The organism is Mycobacterium sp. NGS34, from assembly GCF_059812845.1.
On the sequence record NZ_JCALDM010000005.1, the window covers coordinates 421,627 to 441,215 of the forward strand.

General features: G+C 71.8%; 7 protein-coding genes. All 7 read left to right on the forward strand.

The window, feature by feature from the left end; genetic code table 11:
* The first annotated feature begins 62 nt into the window (after positions 1 to 62).
* Genes AC5Y7V_RS15940 through AC5Y7V_RS15970 form a run of 7 tightly spaced genes read left to right on the forward strand, consistent with a single transcriptional unit; the run spans position 63 to position 19,535 of the window.
* Positions 63 to 4,280 (forward strand): non-ribosomal peptide synthetase, encoded by a 4,218-nt coding sequence (locus tag AC5Y7V_RS15940; RefSeq protein WP_499880986.1) that lies wholly within the window; start codon positions 63 to 65, stop codon positions 4,278 to 4,280.
* Entirely contained in the window at positions 4,270 to 5,574 is a 1,305-nt protein-coding gene (locus AC5Y7V_RS15945; RefSeq protein WP_499880987.1) for a beta-ketoacyl [acyl carrier protein] synthase domain-containing protein, read from the forward strand. Before AC5Y7V_RS15940 ends, AC5Y7V_RS15945 begins: the two co-directional genes overlap by 11 nt.
* Positions 5,574 to 8,558, forward strand: a complete 2,985-nt coding sequence (gene mbtD, locus AC5Y7V_RS15950; protein ID WP_499880988.1) for a mycobactin polyketide synthase MbtD — start codon at positions 5,574 to 5,576, stop codon at positions 8,556 to 8,558. The genes AC5Y7V_RS15945 and mbtD overlap by 1 nt, the downstream gene beginning before the upstream one ends.
* Complete coding sequence (locus AC5Y7V_RS15955; RefSeq protein ID WP_499880989.1) at positions 8,551 to 13,701, forward strand: amino acid adenylation domain-containing protein; 5,151 nt, start codon at positions 8,551 to 8,553, stop codon at positions 13,699 to 13,701. Before mbtD ends, AC5Y7V_RS15955 begins: the two co-directional genes overlap by 8 nt.
* Complete coding sequence (locus AC5Y7V_RS15960; protein ID WP_499880990.1) at positions 13,698 to 18,047, forward strand: amino acid adenylation domain-containing protein; 4,350 nt, start codon at positions 13,698 to 13,700, stop codon at positions 18,045 to 18,047. Before AC5Y7V_RS15955 ends, AC5Y7V_RS15960 begins: the two co-directional genes overlap by 4 nt.
* Positions 18,044 to 19,342: an NADPH-dependent L-lysine N(6)-monooxygenase MbtG gene (gene mbtG, locus AC5Y7V_RS15965; RefSeq protein WP_499880991.1), complete on the forward strand. Its 1,299-nt coding sequence runs from the start codon at positions 18,044 to 18,046 to the stop codon at positions 19,340 to 19,342. The genes AC5Y7V_RS15960 and mbtG overlap by 4 nt, the downstream gene beginning before the upstream one ends.
* Positions 19,320 to 19,535: an MbtH family protein gene (locus AC5Y7V_RS15970; protein ID WP_499880992.1), complete on the forward strand. Its 216-nt coding sequence runs from the start codon at positions 19,320 to 19,322 to the stop codon at positions 19,533 to 19,535. Before mbtG ends, AC5Y7V_RS15970 begins: the two co-directional genes overlap by 23 nt.
* Positions 19,536 to 19,589 lie beyond the last annotated feature (54 nt).

Genomic DNA, 19,589 nt, shown 5'->3' on the forward strand with positions numbered 1-19,589 from the left:
GGGATGAGGATAGGGTAACCAAACAACTTAGGGCAGCCTTTGCTAATTCCAGGGAGGATTTCGTGGTGCGTGCCCCGGCGTGCTCGGAGGACATCCGCGCGGAGGTCGCCGAGCTGCTCGGTGTCCGGGCCGATGCGATCCACCCGGCCGGCAACCTCATCGGGCAGGGCCTGGACTCCATCCGGATGATGACGCTCGCCGGTCGCTGGCGCCGCCAGGGCATCGCCGTCGATTTCGCCGCACTGGCCGCGGCGCCGACGATCGAGGCCTGGTCCGAGCTGGTAACGGCCGGACCGCCAGTTGCCGACGAACCGCACCCGCCCGTCGACGCCGAGCCGTCCGGGGAGGGCGAGCCCTTCCCGCTGGCCCCGATGCAGCACGCGATGTGGGTCGGCCGCCAGGACAACCAGCAGTTCGGCGGCGTGGCCGGGCACCTCTACGTCGAGTTCGACGGCGGCCCGATCGACCCCGCCCGCCTGCGGGCGGCGGCCAACCGGCTGGCGCTTCGTCATCCGATGCTGCGGGTGCGCTTCCTGCCCGACGGCACGCAACGCATCGCCGCCGCCGGCGAATGCGGGGACTTCCCCGTCACGGTCGAGGACCTGCGCGACCAGCGGTACCCGGTCGAGCCGCGGCTGGCGGCCCTCCGCGAGGCCAAATCGCACCAGCAACTCGACGGCGCGGTGTTCGAGCTGGCGCTGACGTTGCTGCCCGACGGTCGTTCTCGCTTGCACGTCGATCTGGACATGCAGGCCGCCGACGCGATGAGCTACCGCACCTTGATGGCCGACCTGGCCGCGCTCTATCTCGGCCGGGACCTACCCGAATTGGGTTACACCTATCGCGAATACCGCCGGGCCGTCGCGCGCGAGGAGGCGCAACCCCAGCCGCGCTGCGACGCCGACCGGGATTGGTGGGCCCAGCGCATTCCCGACCTGCCGGACCCGCCGGCGCCGCCGTCGACCGGCGCGCGAGACTCACGCACCAGCACACGTCGCTGGCATTGGCTGGACCCGGCCACCCGCGACGCGCTGTTCGCCCGCGCCCGGGCCCGGGGCGTCACCCCGGCGATGGCGCTGGCCGCGGCGTTCGCCGACGCGCTGGCCCGCTGGTCGTCGCCGCGGTTCCTGCTGAACGTGCCGCTGTTCGGGCGCCAGGCGCTGCACCCCGACGTCGAGAAGTTGGTCGGCGACTTCACGTCGTCGCTGCTGCTCGATGTCGACCTGGCGGGCGCCGAGACCCCGGCGGCGCGGGCCCGCGTCGTGCAGGAGGCGATGCGGACCGCGGCCGCCCATTCCTCCTATCCCGGGCTGTCGGTGCTGCGCGACCTCAGCCGCCATCGCGGCACCCAGGTGCTGGCGCCGGTGGTCTTCACCAGTGCGCTCGGTCTCGGGGAACTGTTCAGCGCCGACGTCACAACGCAATTCGGCGCACCCGCATGGATCATTTCCCAGGGCCCGCAGGTGTTGCTGGACGCGCAGGTCACCGAGTTCGACGGCGGGGTGCTGGTGAACTGGGACGTGCGCGACGGCGTTTTCGCGTCGGGCGTCATCGACGCGATGTTCGCCCACCACATCGACGAACTGCTGCGGCTGGCGGCCAGCGACGGCGCCTGGGACGCGGCCGCACCGGCCGCGCTGCCGGACGCGCAACGCGCGGTGCGCGAGGCGGTCAACGGCCGCAGCGCCGCGCCGAGCGGGGAGGCCCTGCACGACGGGTTCTTCCGGCGCGCCGAGCAACAACCCGACGCGCCCGCCGTGTTCGCGAGCTCCGGTGACCTCACGTATGCGCAGCTGCGCGAGCAGGCGCTGGCGCTGGCGGCGGCGTTGCGGGCGGCCGGAGTCGGCGCCGGCGACACCGTCGCGGTGATGGGTCCGAAGACCGCCGAACAGCTGCCGGCCCTGCTGGGCACCCTGGCCGCCGGCGGTGTGTACCTGCCGATCGGCGTCGACCAACCACCCGACCGCGCGGAGCGCATCCTGCACACCGGTGGCGTGCGGCTGGCTCTGGTGTGCGGCGGGCGGCCGCTGTCGGTGCCGGTGCCCGCGTTGGTGATCGCGGACGTGCTGGGCGCGGCGCCGCGGACCGCCGAATTCACTCCCGCCAGAACCGATCCCGCCGAGCTCGCCTACGTGTTGTTCACGTCGGGCTCGACCGGGGAGCCCAAGGGCGTCGAGCTGACCCACGACGCCGCCATGAACACCGTCGAATTCCTCAGCCGCCACTTCGACATCGGCGCGGCCGACCGTTGCCTGGCCCTCTCGACGCTGGAATGCGATCTGTCGGTGCTCGACATCTTCGCAACGCTGCGGGCCGGCGGCGCGATCGTCGCGGTCGACGAGGCGCAGCGACGCGATCCCGATGCGTGGGCCCGGCTCATCGACGCCCACCGGGTCACGGTGCTGAACTTCCTGCCCGGCTGGCTGGAGATGCTGGTCGAGGTCGAGGCGGGCGGGCTGTCGTCGCTGCGGGTCGTGGCCACCGGCGGCGACTGGGTGCGCCCCGGCCTGGCCCGCCGGCTGCAGGCGCAGGCGCCGCGGGTGCGCTTCGCCGGGCTGGGTGGCGCCACCGAGACCGCGGTCCACGCAACCATTTTCGAGGTCGACGCCAGCATGCCCGACGACTGGACCGCGGTGCCCTACGGCAAGCCGTTCCCCAACATCGCCTGCCGCGTCGTCGGCGACGGCGGTGCCGACTGCCCCGACTGGGTGGCCGGTGAGCTGTGGGTGTCCGGACGCGGCATCGCCCGGGGCTACCGGGGACGCCCCGAGTTGACCGCCGAGCGCTTCGTCGTCCACGACGGCCGAACCTGGTATCGCACCGGCGATCTGGCGCGCTACTGGTCGGACGGCACCCTCGAGTTCGTCGGCCGCGCCGATCACCGGATCAAGGTCAGCGGGTATCGCGTCGAGCTCGGCGAGATCGAGGCGGCGTTGCGCCGGGTGCCCGGCGTGCGCGCGGCCGTGGCCGCCCTGGTTCCCGGCTCCGGTGGCGCCGACGTGCTGGCCGCGGCCGTCCGGCTCGACGACGCCGCCTTGACCGCGGCGCGGATCCGCGAGCTCATCGCCGATCTCGTTCCCGCACACATGGTTCCGCAACACGTTGCGCTGACCGACCGCATCCCGTTCACCGACGGCGGCAAGATCGATCGGCGCGCGGTCGGCCGCCAGCTGGCGGCGGCGGTGGACGCCGGCGACGCGCCTTACCAGGGCCCGCGGACGCAACTGGAACGCGCGCTGTGCCACATCATCGCGGACCTCCTGAACCGTGACCCCGACGCGGTGGGCGTGCACGACGACTTCTTCTCCCTTGGTGGCGATTCCGTGCTGGCGACGCAGGCTGTGGTCGGCATCCGCCAGTGGCTCGACTCGCCGAGCCTGATGGTCGCCGACGTGTTTGCCGCCCGCACCGTCGCCACCCTGGCCGAGCTGCTGACCGGCCGGGAAGCCGACGCCGAACGACTCGAGCAGGTCGCCGACGTGTACCTGGAGATCGCGGACATGTCGAGCGTCGACGTGTTGTCCGCGCTCGATGTGGGACCCGCGCGACGGGAGTTCCAGCCCTGGGTGAAGCGGTTCACCACCGGCACCGCGCGCGGCTCGGTGGTCGTCTTCCCGCACGCCGGCGGTGCCGCCGCGGCGTATCGGTCGCTGGCCAAAGCGTTGTCGGCCAACGACGTCGACGCCTTCGTGGTGCAGTACCCGCAGCGGGCCGACCGGCGGACTCACCCGGCGCCCGAGAGCATCGATGCGCTGGCGCTCGAGTTGTTCAAGGCCGGCGACTGGAGCTCGGCGGCTCCGCTCACCCTGTTCGGCCACTGCATGGGGGCCGTGGTCGCGTTCGAATTCGCCCGGATCGCCGAACGCAACGGGGTCCCGGTGCGCGTCCTGTGGGCCTCCGCCGGGCAGGCCCCGTCGACGGTCGAAGCGTCCGGACCGCTGCCGACCACGGCCGGCGGCGTGCTGGCGGACATGATCGACCTCGGCGGCACCGATCCGGAGCTGCTGGACGACGAGGAATTCGTCGAGCTCCTGGTGCAGGCGGTGCAGGCCGACTACCGGGCCCTGAACACCTACTCGTGCGGGCCTGACGTGCGCATCGCCGCCGACATCCACGCGGTCGGTGGCGATCGCGACCACCGGATCAGCCGGGAAACCCTGGCCCACTGGGAAACCCACACGGCCGGCCGATTCACCGTGACGGAATTCGAGGGCGGCCACTTCTACCTCGACCATCACCTCGACGCGGTGGCCCGGATGGTGAGCGCCGATGTCCGATAACGACCCGATCGTCATAGTCGGGATGGCGCTCGAGGCGCCCGGCGGGGTCGAAACCGCGGACGATTTCTGGGCCCTGCTGTCCGAACAGCGGGAGGCGCTCGGCCCGTTCCCCACAGACCGGGGCTGGGCGCTTCGCGAGCTCTTCGACGGGTCCCGGCGGGACGGCTTCAAACCCATCCACGACCTTGGCGGATTCCTTTCCAGCGCAACGACATTCGACCCGGAGTTCTTCGGAATCTCACGACGGGAAGCGACGGCCATGGACCCCCAGCAGCGGGTCGGGTTGCGGGTCGCGTGGCGCAGCGTGGAGAACAGCGGCATCAACCCCGACGACCTGGCTGGTCACGACGTGGGCTGTTACGTCGGCGCCTCCGCGCTCGAATACGGACCCGCCCTTTCCGAATACTCCCACCACAGCGGGCATCTGATCACCGGGACATCCCTCGGCGTGATCTCGGGGCGCATCGCCTACACGCTCGACCTGGCCGGGCCCGCGCTGACCATAGACACCGCCTGCTCGTCGGCCCTCGCCGCGCTTCACACCGCGGTGCAAGCGATCCGGGCCGGCGACTGCGACCTCGCGCTCGCCGGCGCCGTGTGCGTGATGGGCACCCCGGGCTATTTCGTCGAGTTCTCCTCGAAACACGCGCTGTCCGATGACGGGCATTGCCGGCCGTACAGCGCGCTCGCCAGCGGAACCGTCTGGGCGGAGGGCGCGGCCATGTTCGTGCTTCAGCGCCGGTCCCGCGCGGTGGCCGACGGGCGTCGCATCCTCGCGGAGGTGCGCGCCAGCTGCCTGAACTCCGACGGACGCAGCAGCGGGCTGATGGCGCCCAGCGGCGACGCGCAACTGCGACTGTTTCGGCGCGCCATCGCGCAGGCCGGCGTCGACCCCGTCGACGTCGGGATGGTCGAAGGGCACGCCACCGGGACCCGGCTCGGGGACCGCACGGAACTGCGTTCCCTGGCGGCCAGTTACGGCTCCGCGCCGCCCGGCCGTGGACCGCTGCTTGGCTCGGTCAAGTCCAACATCGGTCACGCCCAAGCCGCCGCGGGCGCGCTGGGCCTCGCGAAGGTGATCCTGTCCGCCGAGCACGCCGCCGTGCCCCCGACCCTGCACGTCGACGAACCCAGCCGCGAAATCGACTGGGAGGGCCAGGGTTTGCGATTGGCCGACAAGCTGACCCCGTGGCGGTCCATCGACGGGTGGCGAACCGCGGCGGTGTCCGCGTTCGGGATGAGCGGCACCAACACCCATCTGATCGTCTCGATGCCGGATAACGGGCCCGCGTGATGCCCCTCAAACGACTGCCCGACGGTCGCGTCCCGGTGCTCCTCAGCGCGCACGCCGACGAACTCCTTTCCGCGGACGCCCGCGCGATTGCCGACTACCTCGAGCGCCGTCCGGAAACCACGGTCGCCCAGGTGGGCCGGCAGCTGCGCGCGACCCGACGGGTGCGCCGGCACCGTGCGGTGCTGCGCGCCGCGGATCGGCCGGAGCTGATCGGCGGGCTGCGTGCGCTGTCCGCGGGGCGCGAGCATCCGCTGGTCGCCCGGTCGGAGCTGGATTCGGCCCCGCGGCGGGCGTTCGTGGTTCCCGGTCAGGGCGTCCACTGGCCGGGCATGGGTGCCGTCGCGTACCGGGAGCTCCCGGCCTACCGGGCGGCCGCCGATGCTTGCGTGGCGGCGTTCGAGGCCGCCGGCCACGCGTCACCCCTGCGCTACCTGACGGCGGGGGACGACGCGCGGGCCTTCCCCGAAATCGAGGTGCAGGGCGCGCAATTCGTCCACGCGGTGGCGCTTGCGGAGGTCTGGCGGTCGTGCGGCGTGCTTCCCGACCTCGCCATCGGCCAGAGCCTCGGCGAGGTCGCCGCGGCCCTCATCGCCGGCACCATCACTTTGGCCGACGCCGTCGCCGTCGTCGCGGCGCGGGCCGGCGTGGTGGACCGCCTTCCGGACCGCTACGCGATGGCCACGCTGGGCATCGGCGCCGACGCGGCGAGCGCGCTGATCGCCGAGACGGACGGCTGGGTCGAGCTGTCGGTGGTGCACTCCGGCTCCACCGTGGCGGTGTCGGGCGAACAAGACGTGGTGCGGGCCATCGCCGACGCGGTTCGCTCCAGCGGTCGGTTCGCCCGCGAGATCACCGCCGGCTTCCCGGGGCACACCAGTGTGCTCGAGCCGCTCCGCGACGAATTCGCGGCGCGGCTGCCCGCCTCCGAATTCGCCGACGCCCCCGTGCAATTCATCGGCGGCACCACCGGCGACGTGGTGGCGCCCGACGAGCCCTTCGGCGATTACTGGTATGCGAACCTGCGCAACACGGTGCGACTGGACCGCGCGTTCGCGACAGCAATCCGGTGCGGCGCGGGGTCGTTCGTCGAGTTGTCGGCCCACCCGGCGCTGTTGTTCACGATCGGCCAGATCTTCGAGGCCGACCTGCCCGATGGCCCGGCGGTGCTGGTCGGCTCGGCTCACCGCGACGAGCCCGTGCTCGAGGCGCTGTCGGCGAACATCGTCACCGCAGCGGTGGCCGACCCGGGCCACGCCTGGGACGACTACCTGGACGGCCCCACCGCCGGCGACCTTGGCCTACAAGGGTTCCCGAACGCGCCGATGCACGCGATCCCGATGTGGGCGCACCCGGCGCCGCTGCCGGCCGGGTCCGGGCCGGTCCCCGGGCCCGACGTCATGCTGGAGCACTGGGTGCGGTCGGCGCCGCCCGCGCGGGTCGCGGGACCGCCGACGCGGCTCGCGGTGATCGATATCGGGGCCGAAGGCCCGCTGGCCCGACCGCTGCGCGCGGCGATCGAGTCCCACCCCGCCGCCGAACTCGGTACACCGCGGGACGCGGAGATCATCGCGGTGATCGCGCCGGTCGTCGACGCCGCGGGCGCGCACCGGGCCGCCCGGGCCCTCACCGGTCTGGCCGGGGCCGGCCTGCTGGACTACGCGAACGCGGTGGGTCCCCGCAGCCACACGGTCTGCCTACTCACGGTCTCAGCCGAGCGCGTTGGCCCGCACGACGCGCCGGCGTCGGCCGCCCACGCGGGGCTGGCCGCGATGCACCGCAGCGCCGGACTCGACCACCCCGAACTGACTTTCACGCATCTTGACCTGCCGTCGTGGGAGCTACCTCCCGTCGCCGTCGACGCGGTGCTGTCCGGCGCCGGCGAAGTCGCGCTGCGCGGGGACGCCGTGTTCGAGCGCTCGTTCCGCGACGCGCCCGCCGCCGCGCACTGGCCGCTGGACTCCGGGGTGCTCGACGACGTCGTCATCACCGGCGGCGCCGGCGCCATCGGCCTGCACTACGCCCGCTACCTCGCCGAGCGCGGCGCGCGGCGCATCGTCCTGCTCAGCCGCCGCTCGGCGGATCCCGGGCTGCTGAAGGCGCTGGCGGGCGAATTCGGCACCGAGCTGGTGCCCGCGCCGTGCGACATCACCGATCCGGCCCAATTGGCGCTCACCGCAGCGCAATACGGTGGCGCCGGCGCGACGTTGATCGTGCACGCGGCGGGCAGCGCCGCCTTCGGCTCTGCACGGCTGACGGGGCCCGCGTTCGCCGACGCCGTCGCCGCCAAGGTCGGCGGCCTGGCCCACCTCGCCGAGCTGTGGCCGGTCCGCGCGAAAGCGCGAATGCTGTTGTGCTCGTCGCTGTCCGGGCTGTGGGGCGGACGCGGACACGCCGCCTACTCAGCGGCCAACCGGCTGCTGGACGTGATGGCCGCCGAGCTGCGCGCCGCGGGCCGGCACTGCGTGGCGGTCAGATGGGGCCTGTGGCAACCCTCGACCGGCGACGGATCGGGCCGGGGCATCGTGGACGCGGCCGAGATGGCGAACATCGAGCGTTCCGGGCTGCGCCCGATGACGCCGCGCGACGCGATCGAGGCGAGCCTGCGCGACTGGCAAGAAGACCCGCTGGTGTTCTCGGCCGACACGGCAAGGCTGCGGACCTTCCTGGACGGCGGGCGGTCCGAACCGGCCGAACACCGCAACGGCACGGAGCTTCCGGTCGTCGATGCGGTACGCAACCAATTGGCGGCCGTGCTCGGCATCGAGCGGCCGAGCGAATTGAACCTGGGGGACTCGCTTTTCGACCTGGGCGTCGATTCGATGCTTGCGCTGGACCTGCGCAAGCGCCTCAACCGGACGATCGGCCGGACGGTGTCCCTGGCGATGCTGATGGGCGAGATCACCGGCGCCGAACTTGTCGAACAACTCGAGGGCGCCGGCGGGCGTTCCGACCGAGCACAGAAGGTGGACGCTTCGCGTGACTGACATCGCCGATACCGGCGCCCGGCTGGAACTGCTGCGTCGCCGGCTCGCCGACCGCGGCCTCTCGTCCGGCGCCGACGGTTCCGACGAGCCGGCCCCCGCCGACGACCGGCTCTCCGACGGTCAGGCCCGGATGTGGTTCGTCCACCTGGCCGACCCCAGCGGCGCGCTGCTCAACGTCTGCGTCTCCTATCGGATCACCGGCGACGTCGATCTCGGCCGCCTTCGCGACGCGGTCGCCGCCGTCGGCCGCCGGCATCCGATCCTGCGCACCACCTACACCGTCGGCGACGACGGCACCCCCCGGCCGACGGTGCAAGACGACCTGCGCCCGGGCTGGGCCCAGCACGACCTGACCGACCTGTCGGAGCACGCCCGCCGCCTGCGGCTCGAGGTGCTCGCCCAGCGCGAATTCTCCACGCCCTTCGACCTTTCCACCGACGCGCCGCTGCGGATCACCGCGGTGCGCACCGCGCCCCGCGAACACGTCCTGCTGTTGGTGGCCCACCACATCGCCTGGGACGACGGCTCGTGGCGGGTGTTCTTCGCCGACCTCACCGACGCGTACGAGGGCGCCGAATTAACGCCCTACCGCCGCACCGCGGCGCCGTCAGTGCCTGACACCACCGACGCCGACCTCGACTACTGGCGCGCCGTCATGGCCGACCCGCCGGAGCCCCTGGAGCTCCCCGGCCCGGCCGGGACGACCATGCCGACCAGCTGGCGGGCCGCCCGCGCCGAGCTGCGGCTGTCCGGCGACACCGCGCAACGGGTGACCGCGATGGCGCGCGACACCGGCTGCACCCCATACATGGTGCTGCTCGCCGCTTTCGGCGCCCTCATGCATCGCTATACCCACAGCGACGACTTCCTCGTGGCCGCCCCGGTCCTCAACCGCGGCGCCGGAACCGACGAGGCCATCGGATATTTCGGCAACACGGTGGCGATGCGGCTGCGACCGCGGCCGGCGATGACCTTCCGCGAGTTGCTGAAGTCGACGCGCGACATCGCCACCGGGGCGTTCGCGCACCAACGCGTCGGCCTGGACCGCGCCGTGCGCGAACTGAACCCCGATCGCCGCCACGGCGCCGAACGAATGACCCGGGTCAGCTTCGGATTCCGCGAACCCGACGGCGGTGGATTCCGCCCGGCCGGCGTCGAGTGCGAGCGCTACGGCCTGCGCAGCAACCTCACCCAGCTGCCACTGGGTTTCATGGTCGAATTCGAGGGCACCGGCGTACTGGTCGAGGCCGAACACCTGCTGGAGATCCTCGAACCCGCGCTGGTGCGCCAGCTGCTGCAGCACTTCGCCGTGCTGCTGGACGACGCCTTGGCCGAACCGGACCGGCCGTTGTCCGGGCTGGCGCTGCTGGACGAGGCCGCCGCAACCTGGCTGCGGGAGGTGTCGCACGGCGAGGCCTTCGAGACCGCCCCCAAAACCCTCGCCGACCTGGTGTCCGAGCAGGCCGCGCGGACCCCGGACGCCGTTGCCGTCGGGTACGAAGGCCGCCGGTTCACCTACCGCGACATCAACGAGGCCGCAAACCGGTTGGCGCGCTGGCTGATCGGCCAGGGGATAGGCAGCGAGGACCGCGTCGCCGTGCTGCTCGACAAGTCACCGGACCTGGTCGTCACCGCGGTCGGCATCGCCAAGGCCGGTGCGGTGTACGTGCCCGTGGACCCCACCTACCCGCCGGACCGGCTGCGGTTCATCCTCGATGATTGCGACGCCAAGCTGGTGCTGCGCGAGCCGGTGACCGACCTGGCCGCCTACGGCGCCGACGACCCCACCGACGCGGACCGGGTGCGGCCGCTGCGGCCGGAAAACACCGCGTACCTGATCTACACGTCGGGCACCACCGGACTGCCCAAAGGCGTTGCGGTGCCGCACCGCCCGGTCGCCGAATACTTCGTCTGGTTCAAGGGCGAGTACGCCGTCGACCACACCGATCGGCTGCTGCAGGTTGCCTCCCCGAGCTTCGACGTGTCGATCGCCGAGATCTTCGGCACGCTGGCCTGCGGGTCGCGCATGGTGATCCCACGCCCCGGGGGACTCAACGACATCGGCTACCTCACCGCCCTGCTGCGCGACGAGGGAATCACGGCAATGCATTTCGTGCCCTCCCTGCTCGGCTTGTTCCTGTCGCTGCCCGGCGTCAACCAGTGGCGGACTTTGCAACGCGTGCCGATCGGCGGCGAGCCGCTACCCGGCGAGGTGGCGGACAAGTTCCACGCCACCTTCGACGCGCTGCTGCACAACTTCTACGGCCCCACCGAAACCGTGATCAACGCCAGCCGGTTCAAGGTCGAGGGCCCGCAAGGCACCCGCATCGTGCCGATCGGCCGGCCCAAGATCAACACCACGATGCACCTGCTCGACGACGCGCTGCGGCCCGTGCCGGTCGGCGTCATCGGCGAGATCTACCTCGGCGGAACTCATCTGGCGCACGGCTACCACCGCCGGGCCCGGCTGACCGCGGAGCGATTCGTCGCCGACCCGTTCAACCCCGGCGCCCGCATGTACCGCACCGGGGACCTGGCACGCCGCAACGCGGACGGCGACGTCGAATTCGTGGGCCGCGCCGACGAACAGGTCAAGATCCGCGGTTTCCGGATCGAACTGGGCGACGTCGCCGCGGCCATCTCGGTCGATCCGACGGTCGGGCAGGCCGTCGTGGTGGTCAGCGACCTGCCGGGTCTGGGCAAGAGCCTGGTGGGCTACGTGACGCCCGCGGCGGGAACGTCCGAGGTCGATCTCGACCGCATCCGGGCCCGGGTCGCCGCGGCGCTGCCCGAGTACATGGTGCCGGCGGCATACGTTGTGCTCGACGAGATTCCGATCACCGCGCACGGCAAGATCGACCGGGCCGCGCTGCCAACCCCGGAGGTGAGTTCGGGCGCGCAGTTCCGCGAACCGGGATCGGCCACCGAGCGGCGCGTCGCCGAACTGTTCGCCGAGCTGCTCGACCGCGACCGAGTCGGCGCCGACGACTCGTTCTTCGACCTGGGCGGCCACTCGCTGCTCGCGACGAAGTTGGTTGCGGCGGTCCGCAACGCGTTCGGCGTCGACATCGGCGTGCGCGAGGTTTTCGAACTGGCGACGGTGGCGCGGCTCGCCGCGCATATCGACCCCGCGGATCAGGCGTCGGCGCGGCCACGGCTGGTCGCGCTGAACCACGACGGGCCGGCGCGGCTGTCGTCGTCGCAGCTGCGGAGCTGGTTCACCTATCGCTTCGACGGGCCCAACGCCGTCAACAACATTCCGTTCGCCGCGGCGTTGCGGGGTCCCTGCGACGCCGGCGCACTGGTGGCGGCCGTTACCGACGTCGTGGCGCGGCACGAGATCCTGCGCACCACGTACCGCGAGATCGACGGCGTGCCCCACCAGATCGTCCACCCGCCCGCCGAGGTGCCGGTGCGGCAGGCCGACGGACCCGACGAGGACTGGCTTGGGGCGCAACTGGATACCGAGCGCCGCCACGTGTTCGACCTGGAGACCGACCCGCCGATCCGGGCGGCGTTGCTGAGCACGCCGGGCCGCAACGTTTTGTCGGTGGTGATGCACCACATCGCCGGTGATCACTGGTCCGCCGGGGTGCTGTTCACCGACCTGCTCACCGCCTACCGGGCCCGCCGCGGCGGCCGCGCCCCCGACTGGGAACCGCTGCCGTTGCAATACGCCGATTACGCCGCGTGGCAGGCGGCGCTGCTGGAGGACAGCGCCGGCATCGCCGGACCGCAGCGCGACTACTGGACCCGACAGCTCGAGGGGCTCGCGGGCGAAAACGGCCTGCGCCCGGACTTCCCGCGGCCGCTCGCGTCCACCGGCGCCGGTGCCGCCGTCGAATTCGGTTTCGGGGCGGCGACCCGCGCCAAGCTGACCGCCCTGACTCGCGAGCTCGGCGTCACCGAGTTCATGCTCCTGCAGGCGGCCGTTGCGGTGGTGCTGCACAAGGCCGGCGGCGGCCCGGACGTGCCGCTCGGCACCCCGGTCGCCGGCCGCAACGAATCCGAGTTGGATCGCCTGATCGGGTTTTTCATCAACATCGTGGTGCTGCGAAATGACCTGCGCGGCAACCCCACACTGCGCGAGCTGCTGGCGCGGACCAGGGACATGGCACTGGCCGCGTACGCACACCAGGACCTGCCGTTCGACCAGGTGGTGGACGCCGTCAGGCCCGCCCGGTCGCTGTCGCGCAACCCGCTGTTCGACGTGGTGGTGCACGTTCGCGAACAGCTGCCGCAAGATCGTGTGATCGACAGCGGGCCGGAGGGTGACACCACCTTCACCGCGCTGGAGCCGGAATTCGACGTGGCGCACGCCGACATGTCGGTCAATTTCTTCGCGTCCGAGGACGGCTACCGGGGCCACATCATCTATCGCCCCGAGCTGTACCGGCGTGGCACCGCGGAACGGTTCGCCCAGTGGCTGGTCCGGGTCATCGAGGCGTTCGGCGAACTTCCCGATCAACGGTTGCGCGACGTCGAGATCGCCAGTGCGCAAGAACGACAGCACGTTCTGGCCCGGTCCAAGGCGGCCGCTGTGTACCTGCTGGACGCTTGGCTGAGCCCCGTCCCGGTCGGGGTGGTGGGCGACGTCTACTTCGGCGGCGGTCCGGCGGTCATCGGCCGGCTGGCGCGGGCATCGCTGACCGCGACCCGCTTCGTCGCCGATCCGTTTGCCGCCCAACCGGGTGCGAGGCTGTACCGCAGCGGCGAGCGCGGCGTGTGGACCGACGACGGTCAACTGCAGCTTGTCGTCGACGTCGAGGGACCCCCGCCGGCGGCGGCCGTCGCCGACCCGGCCGAACCGCCCGGCACCGCCACCGAGCGCGCGCTCGCGGCGATCTTCGCCGATCTGCTCGAAGCCGGCGAAATCGGCCGCCACGACGAATTTTTCAATCTCGGTGGGGACAGCATCCTCGCCGTGCGGGTCGCCGCGCGGGCCCGCGACGGCGGAATGCCGCTGACCCCGCGGATGATCTTCGAACATCCCGTGCTCCATGAGCTCGCCGCCGCCCTGGACGCCAAGTCGGCGAGCGAAACCGAACCCGAGAACGGCGGCTCCCACGCACCGATGAGCACCTCGGGGCTTTCCGCCGAGGAGCTCGCCGCACTGACCTCGTCATGGGGTGATCGGGGATGACCCGAGCCGATCCCCGGCCGGCGATCGAGGATGTGATGGCGCTCAGCCCTCTGCAGCAGGGGCTGTTCTCGATGGCGACGCTGACCGCCGAGGAGGGGTCGGGCGCGGACCCGTATGTCATCGCGATGGCCGCCGACGTGCTGGGCCCGCTCGACGTCGCCTTGTTGCGCGAATGCGCCGCGGCACTGCTGACCCGGCACCCCAACCTGCGGGCAAGCTTCATCCACGGCGAACTGAGCCGGCCCGTCCAGGTGGTGCCCAGCAGCGCCGAGGTGCCCTGGCGGTGCGTGCGCGCCGGGCCCGGCGAGGTCGAGGCGCTGGAAGCCGAAGAGCGCCAGCGCCGTTTCGACGTCGGTCGCGGCCCGCTGATCCGCTTCCTGCTCATCGAATTGCCGGAGCAACGGTGGCGCCTGGTCATCGTCGCGCACCACATCGTCATCGACGGGTGGTCGCTGCCGCTTCTGGTGTCCGAGCTGCTTGCCTTGTATCGGGCGGGGGGAGACGCCGCCGCGCTGCCGCCACCGCCGCGGCCGTACCGCGACTACATCGGGTGGCTGGCCACCCGGGACCAGGCGGCCAGCCGCACCCTGTGGGCCGAGCATCTTCAAGGCACGGACGGGCCCACCCTGCTCTCGCCCGCGCTGGCCGCAACCCCGCCACCGGCAGGCATCCCGCGCCGCACCACACTGCGCCTCGACCCCGAGTCCACCGCCGCACTGGCCGACGCCGCCCGGGCCCGCGGCGTCACCCTCAACACGCTGGTCCAAATGGCCTGGGCGAAAATACTTTCGGTCTTCACCGACCGCGACGACGTGACGTTCGGGGTGACGGTATCCGGCAGGCCGGGCGAACTGCCGGGCGTCGAGACCATGGTCGGCATGTTCATCAACACCGTGCCATTGCGGGTGCGGCTGGACCCCCGCCAAGCAACCGGGGCGCAATGCCTTGCGCTGCAACGCGGATCCGCCGCGCTGCGCGACCACAGCTACCTGGGGCACGCCGAGCTGCGCGCCATCGCCGGCGTCGGTGAGATGTTCGACACCCTGCTGGTGTACGAAAACTTCCCACCCGGCGAGGTCGTGGGGGCCGCCGAATTCGTCGCAAACGGGGCGACGTTCCGCCCGGTGGCGCTGGAGAGCGTGTCGCACTTCCCCGTGACCATCGCCGCCCACCCGAGCTCCGGCGGGCTCACGGTGCTGGTGGAGACGCTCGACGGTGCGCTGGGCGCGATGGCGCCCGAAGACCTCGGCGGGCGGCTGATCGCTGTCGTGCAACGGTTGGTGGACAAGTGGGACCGGCCGCTGCGCGAGGTCGACGTCCTGCTCGACGACGAGCGCGATGCGGCCGCAGCGCGTCCGCCGGAGACCGCCACGCCGGCGGTCTCGGTGCACGACCGGTTCGCCGAAATCGCCGCGGCGCAACCCGATTCGCCGGCGGTCAGCTGGGCCGACGGGCGGCTGACCTACCGCGAGCTGGACGCGTTCGCCGACCGGCTGGCGGCCGCGCTGCAGCGGGCGGGCGTGGGCAGCGAGACCCCGGTGGCGATCCTGCTGTCGCGGGGTCCCGGCTACGTCGCCTCGATGCTGGGGATCCTCAAGGCCGGCGGCATGATCGTGCCGCTGGACCCGGGCATGCCGGGCGAGCGGGTCGCCGAGATCCTGCGCCAGACGTCGGCGCCCATCGTCGTCGACGAGGAATTCATCGAGAATTCCATTGCCGGGAAAGCCGATTACCGGGCCGCGACGGTGCCGGCGGACCACGCGGCGTACGCGGTCTTCACCTCGGGCACCACCGGCGCACCGAAGGGCGTCATCGGTACGCACCGAGCGGTTGCGGCGTACGCCGACGACCACATCGAGCGCGTCCTTGCGCCGGCGGCCGCGCGATTGGGGCGACCGCTGCGCATCGCGCACGCCTGGTCGTTCACCTTCGACGCGGCGTGGCAGCCGTTGGCGGCCTTGCTCGACGGCCACTCGGTGCACATCGTCGACGACGAGCATCAGCGCGACGCCGAGACGCTGGTCGACGTGATCGACCGCTTCGGCCTGGACATGATCGACACCACGCCGTCGATGTTCGGCCAACTGCACGACGCGGGACTGCTGCGGCGGGTGCCGCTGGCGGTTCTCGCGCTCGGCGGCGAGGCCCTCGGTGTCGCCGCGTGGCGCGCGATCCAAACTGAGTGCGCCCGAACGGCGATGGCCGCCTTCAACTGCTACGGACCCACCGAGACCACGGTCGAGGCCGTCGTCGCGGCCATCGCCGAGCACGCCCGGCCGTCCATCGGCCGTCCCACCCGGACCACCCGCGCCTACATCCTGGACTCCTGGCTGCGGCCGGTTCCCGACGGCGCGGCCGGGGAGTTGTACCTGGCGGGCGATCAACTGACCCGCGGCTACCTGGGGCGCGCGGCCGAAACCGCAACCCGTTTCGTCGCCGAACCGAACGGCGGCGGCACCCGGATGTACCGCACCGGAGACGTGGTGCGCCGCATGCCCGACGGCGGCCTGGAGTTCCTCGGCCGCAGCGACGCCCAGCTCAAGATCCGCGGATTCCGCGTCGAGCCCGGTGAGATCGCGGCGGTGCTCTGCGGCCACGAGGCGGTGCGCGCCGCCCACGTGATGGCCCATGACCACCCCAGTGGGCCCCGGCTCACCGCCTATGTGGCCGGCGGGCCCGACCGGCCCGCGGCGGCCGAACTGCGGAAGATGCTGCTCGACCGGCTGCCGCGCCACCTCGTTCCCCATCACATCGTCGTCCTCGACGAGCTGCCGCTGACCCCGCACGGCAAGATCGACGAAAAGGCATTGGCGGCAACGGATATCGCCGACGGTCCGGCCGTCGCGCCCGATACGCCGACCGAGCAGGCGCTGGCCGGGGCGTTCACCGACGTCTTGGGCAGCGCCGACGTCGACGTCACCGCGGGCTTTCTGGAAATGGGCCTGGACAGCATCTCGGCCCTGTCGGTGGTGCAGGCCGCCCGGCGGCGCGGTCTCGCGCTGCGGGCACGGTCGATGGTGGAGTGTGACACCATCCGCGAACTCGCCGCGGCGATCGACTCCGACGAGGCCCGCCACCCGTCTTCGGACGGCGCGGCCGAGGCCGGCGAACCAATCCCGGTGTTGGCTGGTGCCCATTGGCTTTACGAGCACGGCGATGCCCGACGACTCGCGCAGACCGAAGTCATCAGGCTGCCCGACACGATCACCCGGGACGGCCTGGAGGCGGTGCTGCGCGCGGTCGTCGACGGGCACGAGGTGTTGCGATGCCGGCTCGACCGCGACGCGATGACGCTTGTCGCACAACCGGAAGTCGACATCCTCAGCGAGGCGTGGGTCGGCGGCGAACCGACCAACGACGTCGCCAAGCATGTCCACGAGGCGGTGCAGAGTCTCGACCCGCAGGCCGGGCGGCTCCTGTCCGCGGTGTGGCTGCGCCGACCGGACCAGCCCGGCGTGCTGGTGCTGACGGCGCACGTGCTGGCGATGGACCCGGCCTCGTGGCGCATCGTGCTGGGCGAACTCGACGCCGGCCTGCACGCCCTGGCCGCGGGGCGCGCGCCCACTCCGGCGCGCGAGCACACCACCTACCGGCAGTGGTCGCGGCTGCTGGCGGAGCGGGCCAAAATGCTGGACACCGAATCCTTTTGGGCCGCCGAGCTGCGTGGCGCCGATCCGCCGCTGGGCGCGCGCAGGCTGCGGCCGTCGACCGACCGCGCCGGCGACCTGGCGGTCAGCGTCTCGGCCTGCGGAACCGACATCACCGGGCGGCTGCTCTCGGCGGGACAGCCGATGGGCGAACTGCTCATCACCGCGGCCGCGCGCACCGTGACCGCGTGGCGGCGGCGGCGCGGCCAGGACACCCCGGCGCCGTTGTTGGCGCTGGAGACGCACGGCCGCATGGAATTCGGCGTCGACACCGATACCGGCGACACCGTCGGGCTGCTCAGCACGATCTACCCGTTGCGCATCCACTCCGACGGGGCCACCGACGTGGCCCGAATCCCCGGCAGCGCTGTCGATTACGGCCTGCTGCGTTATCTCCGGCCCGACACGCGGCTGCGCGAGCTGCCCGAGCCCCAACTGCTGCTCAACTACCTCGGCAACCTGCACGTCGGCGTCGGGGACCTCGAGCTGGATCGCGAGCTGATGGCCGAGGTCGGCCGGCTGCCCGAGCCCGAACAGGCGGTGCGCCACGAGCTGACCGTGGTGGCGGGCATCCTGGGCACCGGCGCCGCTCGCGTGCTGGCCACCCAGTGGCGGGCGCTGCCGGGCATTCTGGACGAGACGGAAATCGAGGAGCTGCAAGGACTTTGGACCGAGACACTGCGGGAGATGGCGGAATGAGCACACTTGCGGTTCTGGGCGCGGGAGCCAAGGCGGTGGCCGTCGCGGCAAAGGCATCGGTGCTGCGCGACATGGGAGTCGCGGTTCCCGACGTGGTCGCGGTCGAACGCATCGGGGTGGCCGCGAACTGGCAGGCCAGCGGCGGCTGGACCGACGGCGCGCACCGGCTGGGCACCAGCCCGGAAAAGGACGTCGGATTCCCGTACCGCTCGTCGCTGGTGCCGCGGCGCAACGCCGAACTCGACGAGCGGATGACCCGCTACAGCTGGCAGTCGTACCTGATCGCCACCGCGTCGTTCGCCGAGTGGATCGACCGCGGCCGCCCGGCGCCGACCCATCGCCGGTGGAGCCAGTATCTGGCCTGGGTCGCGGGCCAGGTCGGCCTGAACGTGGTGCACGGCGAGGTCGAGCGACTGGCCGTCAGCGGCGACCGCTGGGCGCTGCAAACCCACGAGACCACCGTGCACGCCGACGCCCTGATGATCACCGGTCCCGGCCAGGCCGAAAAGTCGTTGCTGCCCGGCAATCCGCGCGTGCTCTCGATCGCCCAGTTCTGGGACCGCGCCGCGGCCGACGACCGGATCAGCGCCGAGCGGGTGGCGGTGATCGGTGGCGGCGAGACCGCCGCGTCGATGCTCAACGAGCTGTTCCGGCACCGGGTTTCGAGCATCACCGTCATCTCCCCACAGGCAACGCTGTTCACCCGCGGCGAGGGGTTCTTCGAGAACTCGCTGTTCTCCGATCCGACCGACTGGACCGACCTGACGCTCGACGAGCGCCGCGACGCGCTGGCGCGCACCGACCGCGGGGTGTTCTCGGCCAACGTGCAGGAGGCGCTGCTGGCCGATGACCGCATCCACCACCTGCGCGGCCGGGTCGCGCACGCCGTGGGCCGCGACGGGCAGATCCGGTTGACCCTGTCCACCAACCGCGGCAGCGAGAACCTCGAGACGGTGCACGGATTCGATCTGGTCATCGACGGCTCCGGCGCCGACCCGCTGTGGTTCACCACGCTGTTCGGCCAGGACGCGCTGGACCTGCTCGAACTCGGGCTGGGTGGGCCGCTGACCGCCGACAGCCTGCAGGAGGCGATCGGCTACGACTTGGCCGTCACCGACGTCAACCCAAAGCTGTTCCTGCCCAACCTGTCCGGGCTCACCCAGGGCCCCGGGTTTCCCAACCTGAGCTGCCTCGGATTGCTGTCCGACCGGGTGCTGGGCGCCACCGGGGTTTCGGCGGGCCCCGCCACACAACGAACGACAAGGAGAAGCGATGAGCACCAACCCCTTCGATGATGACGGCGGCGCCTTCTACGTGCTGATCAACGGCGAGGAGCAGCACAGCCTATGGCCCGCGTTCGTCGACATCCCGGCCGGCTGGCGCGCGGTATTCGGCGAGGCGAGCCGCTCGGCGTGCCTGGATTACGTCGACGAGAACTGGGCCGACCTGCGCCCGAAGACCCTGCGCGAGGCGATGGCGGGCGACTGAGCGCCGGTAGCGTGCCCGTACCGTGACCCGCCCGAGACCAAGAACAGAAGGCTC

Coding starts and splice junctions, on each gene's coding strand:
- AC5Y7V_RS15945 (WP_499880987.1), top strand. CDS start 4,270: ATGTCCGATAACGACCCGATCGTCATAGTCGGGATGGCGCTCGAGGCG.
- mbtD (WP_499880988.1), top strand. CDS start 5,574: ATGCCCCTCAAACGACTGCCCGACGGTCGCGTCCCGGTGCTCCTCAGC.
- AC5Y7V_RS15960 (WP_499880990.1), top strand. CDS start 13,698: ATGACCCGAGCCGATCCCCGGCCGGCGATCGAGGATGTGATGGCGCTC.
- mbtG (WP_499880991.1), top strand. CDS start 18,044: ATGAGCACACTTGCGGTTCTGGGCGCGGGAGCCAAGGCGGTGGCCGTC.
- AC5Y7V_RS15970 (WP_499880992.1), top strand. CDS start 19,320: ATGAGCACCAACCCCTTCGATGATGACGGCGGCGCCTTCTACGTGCTG.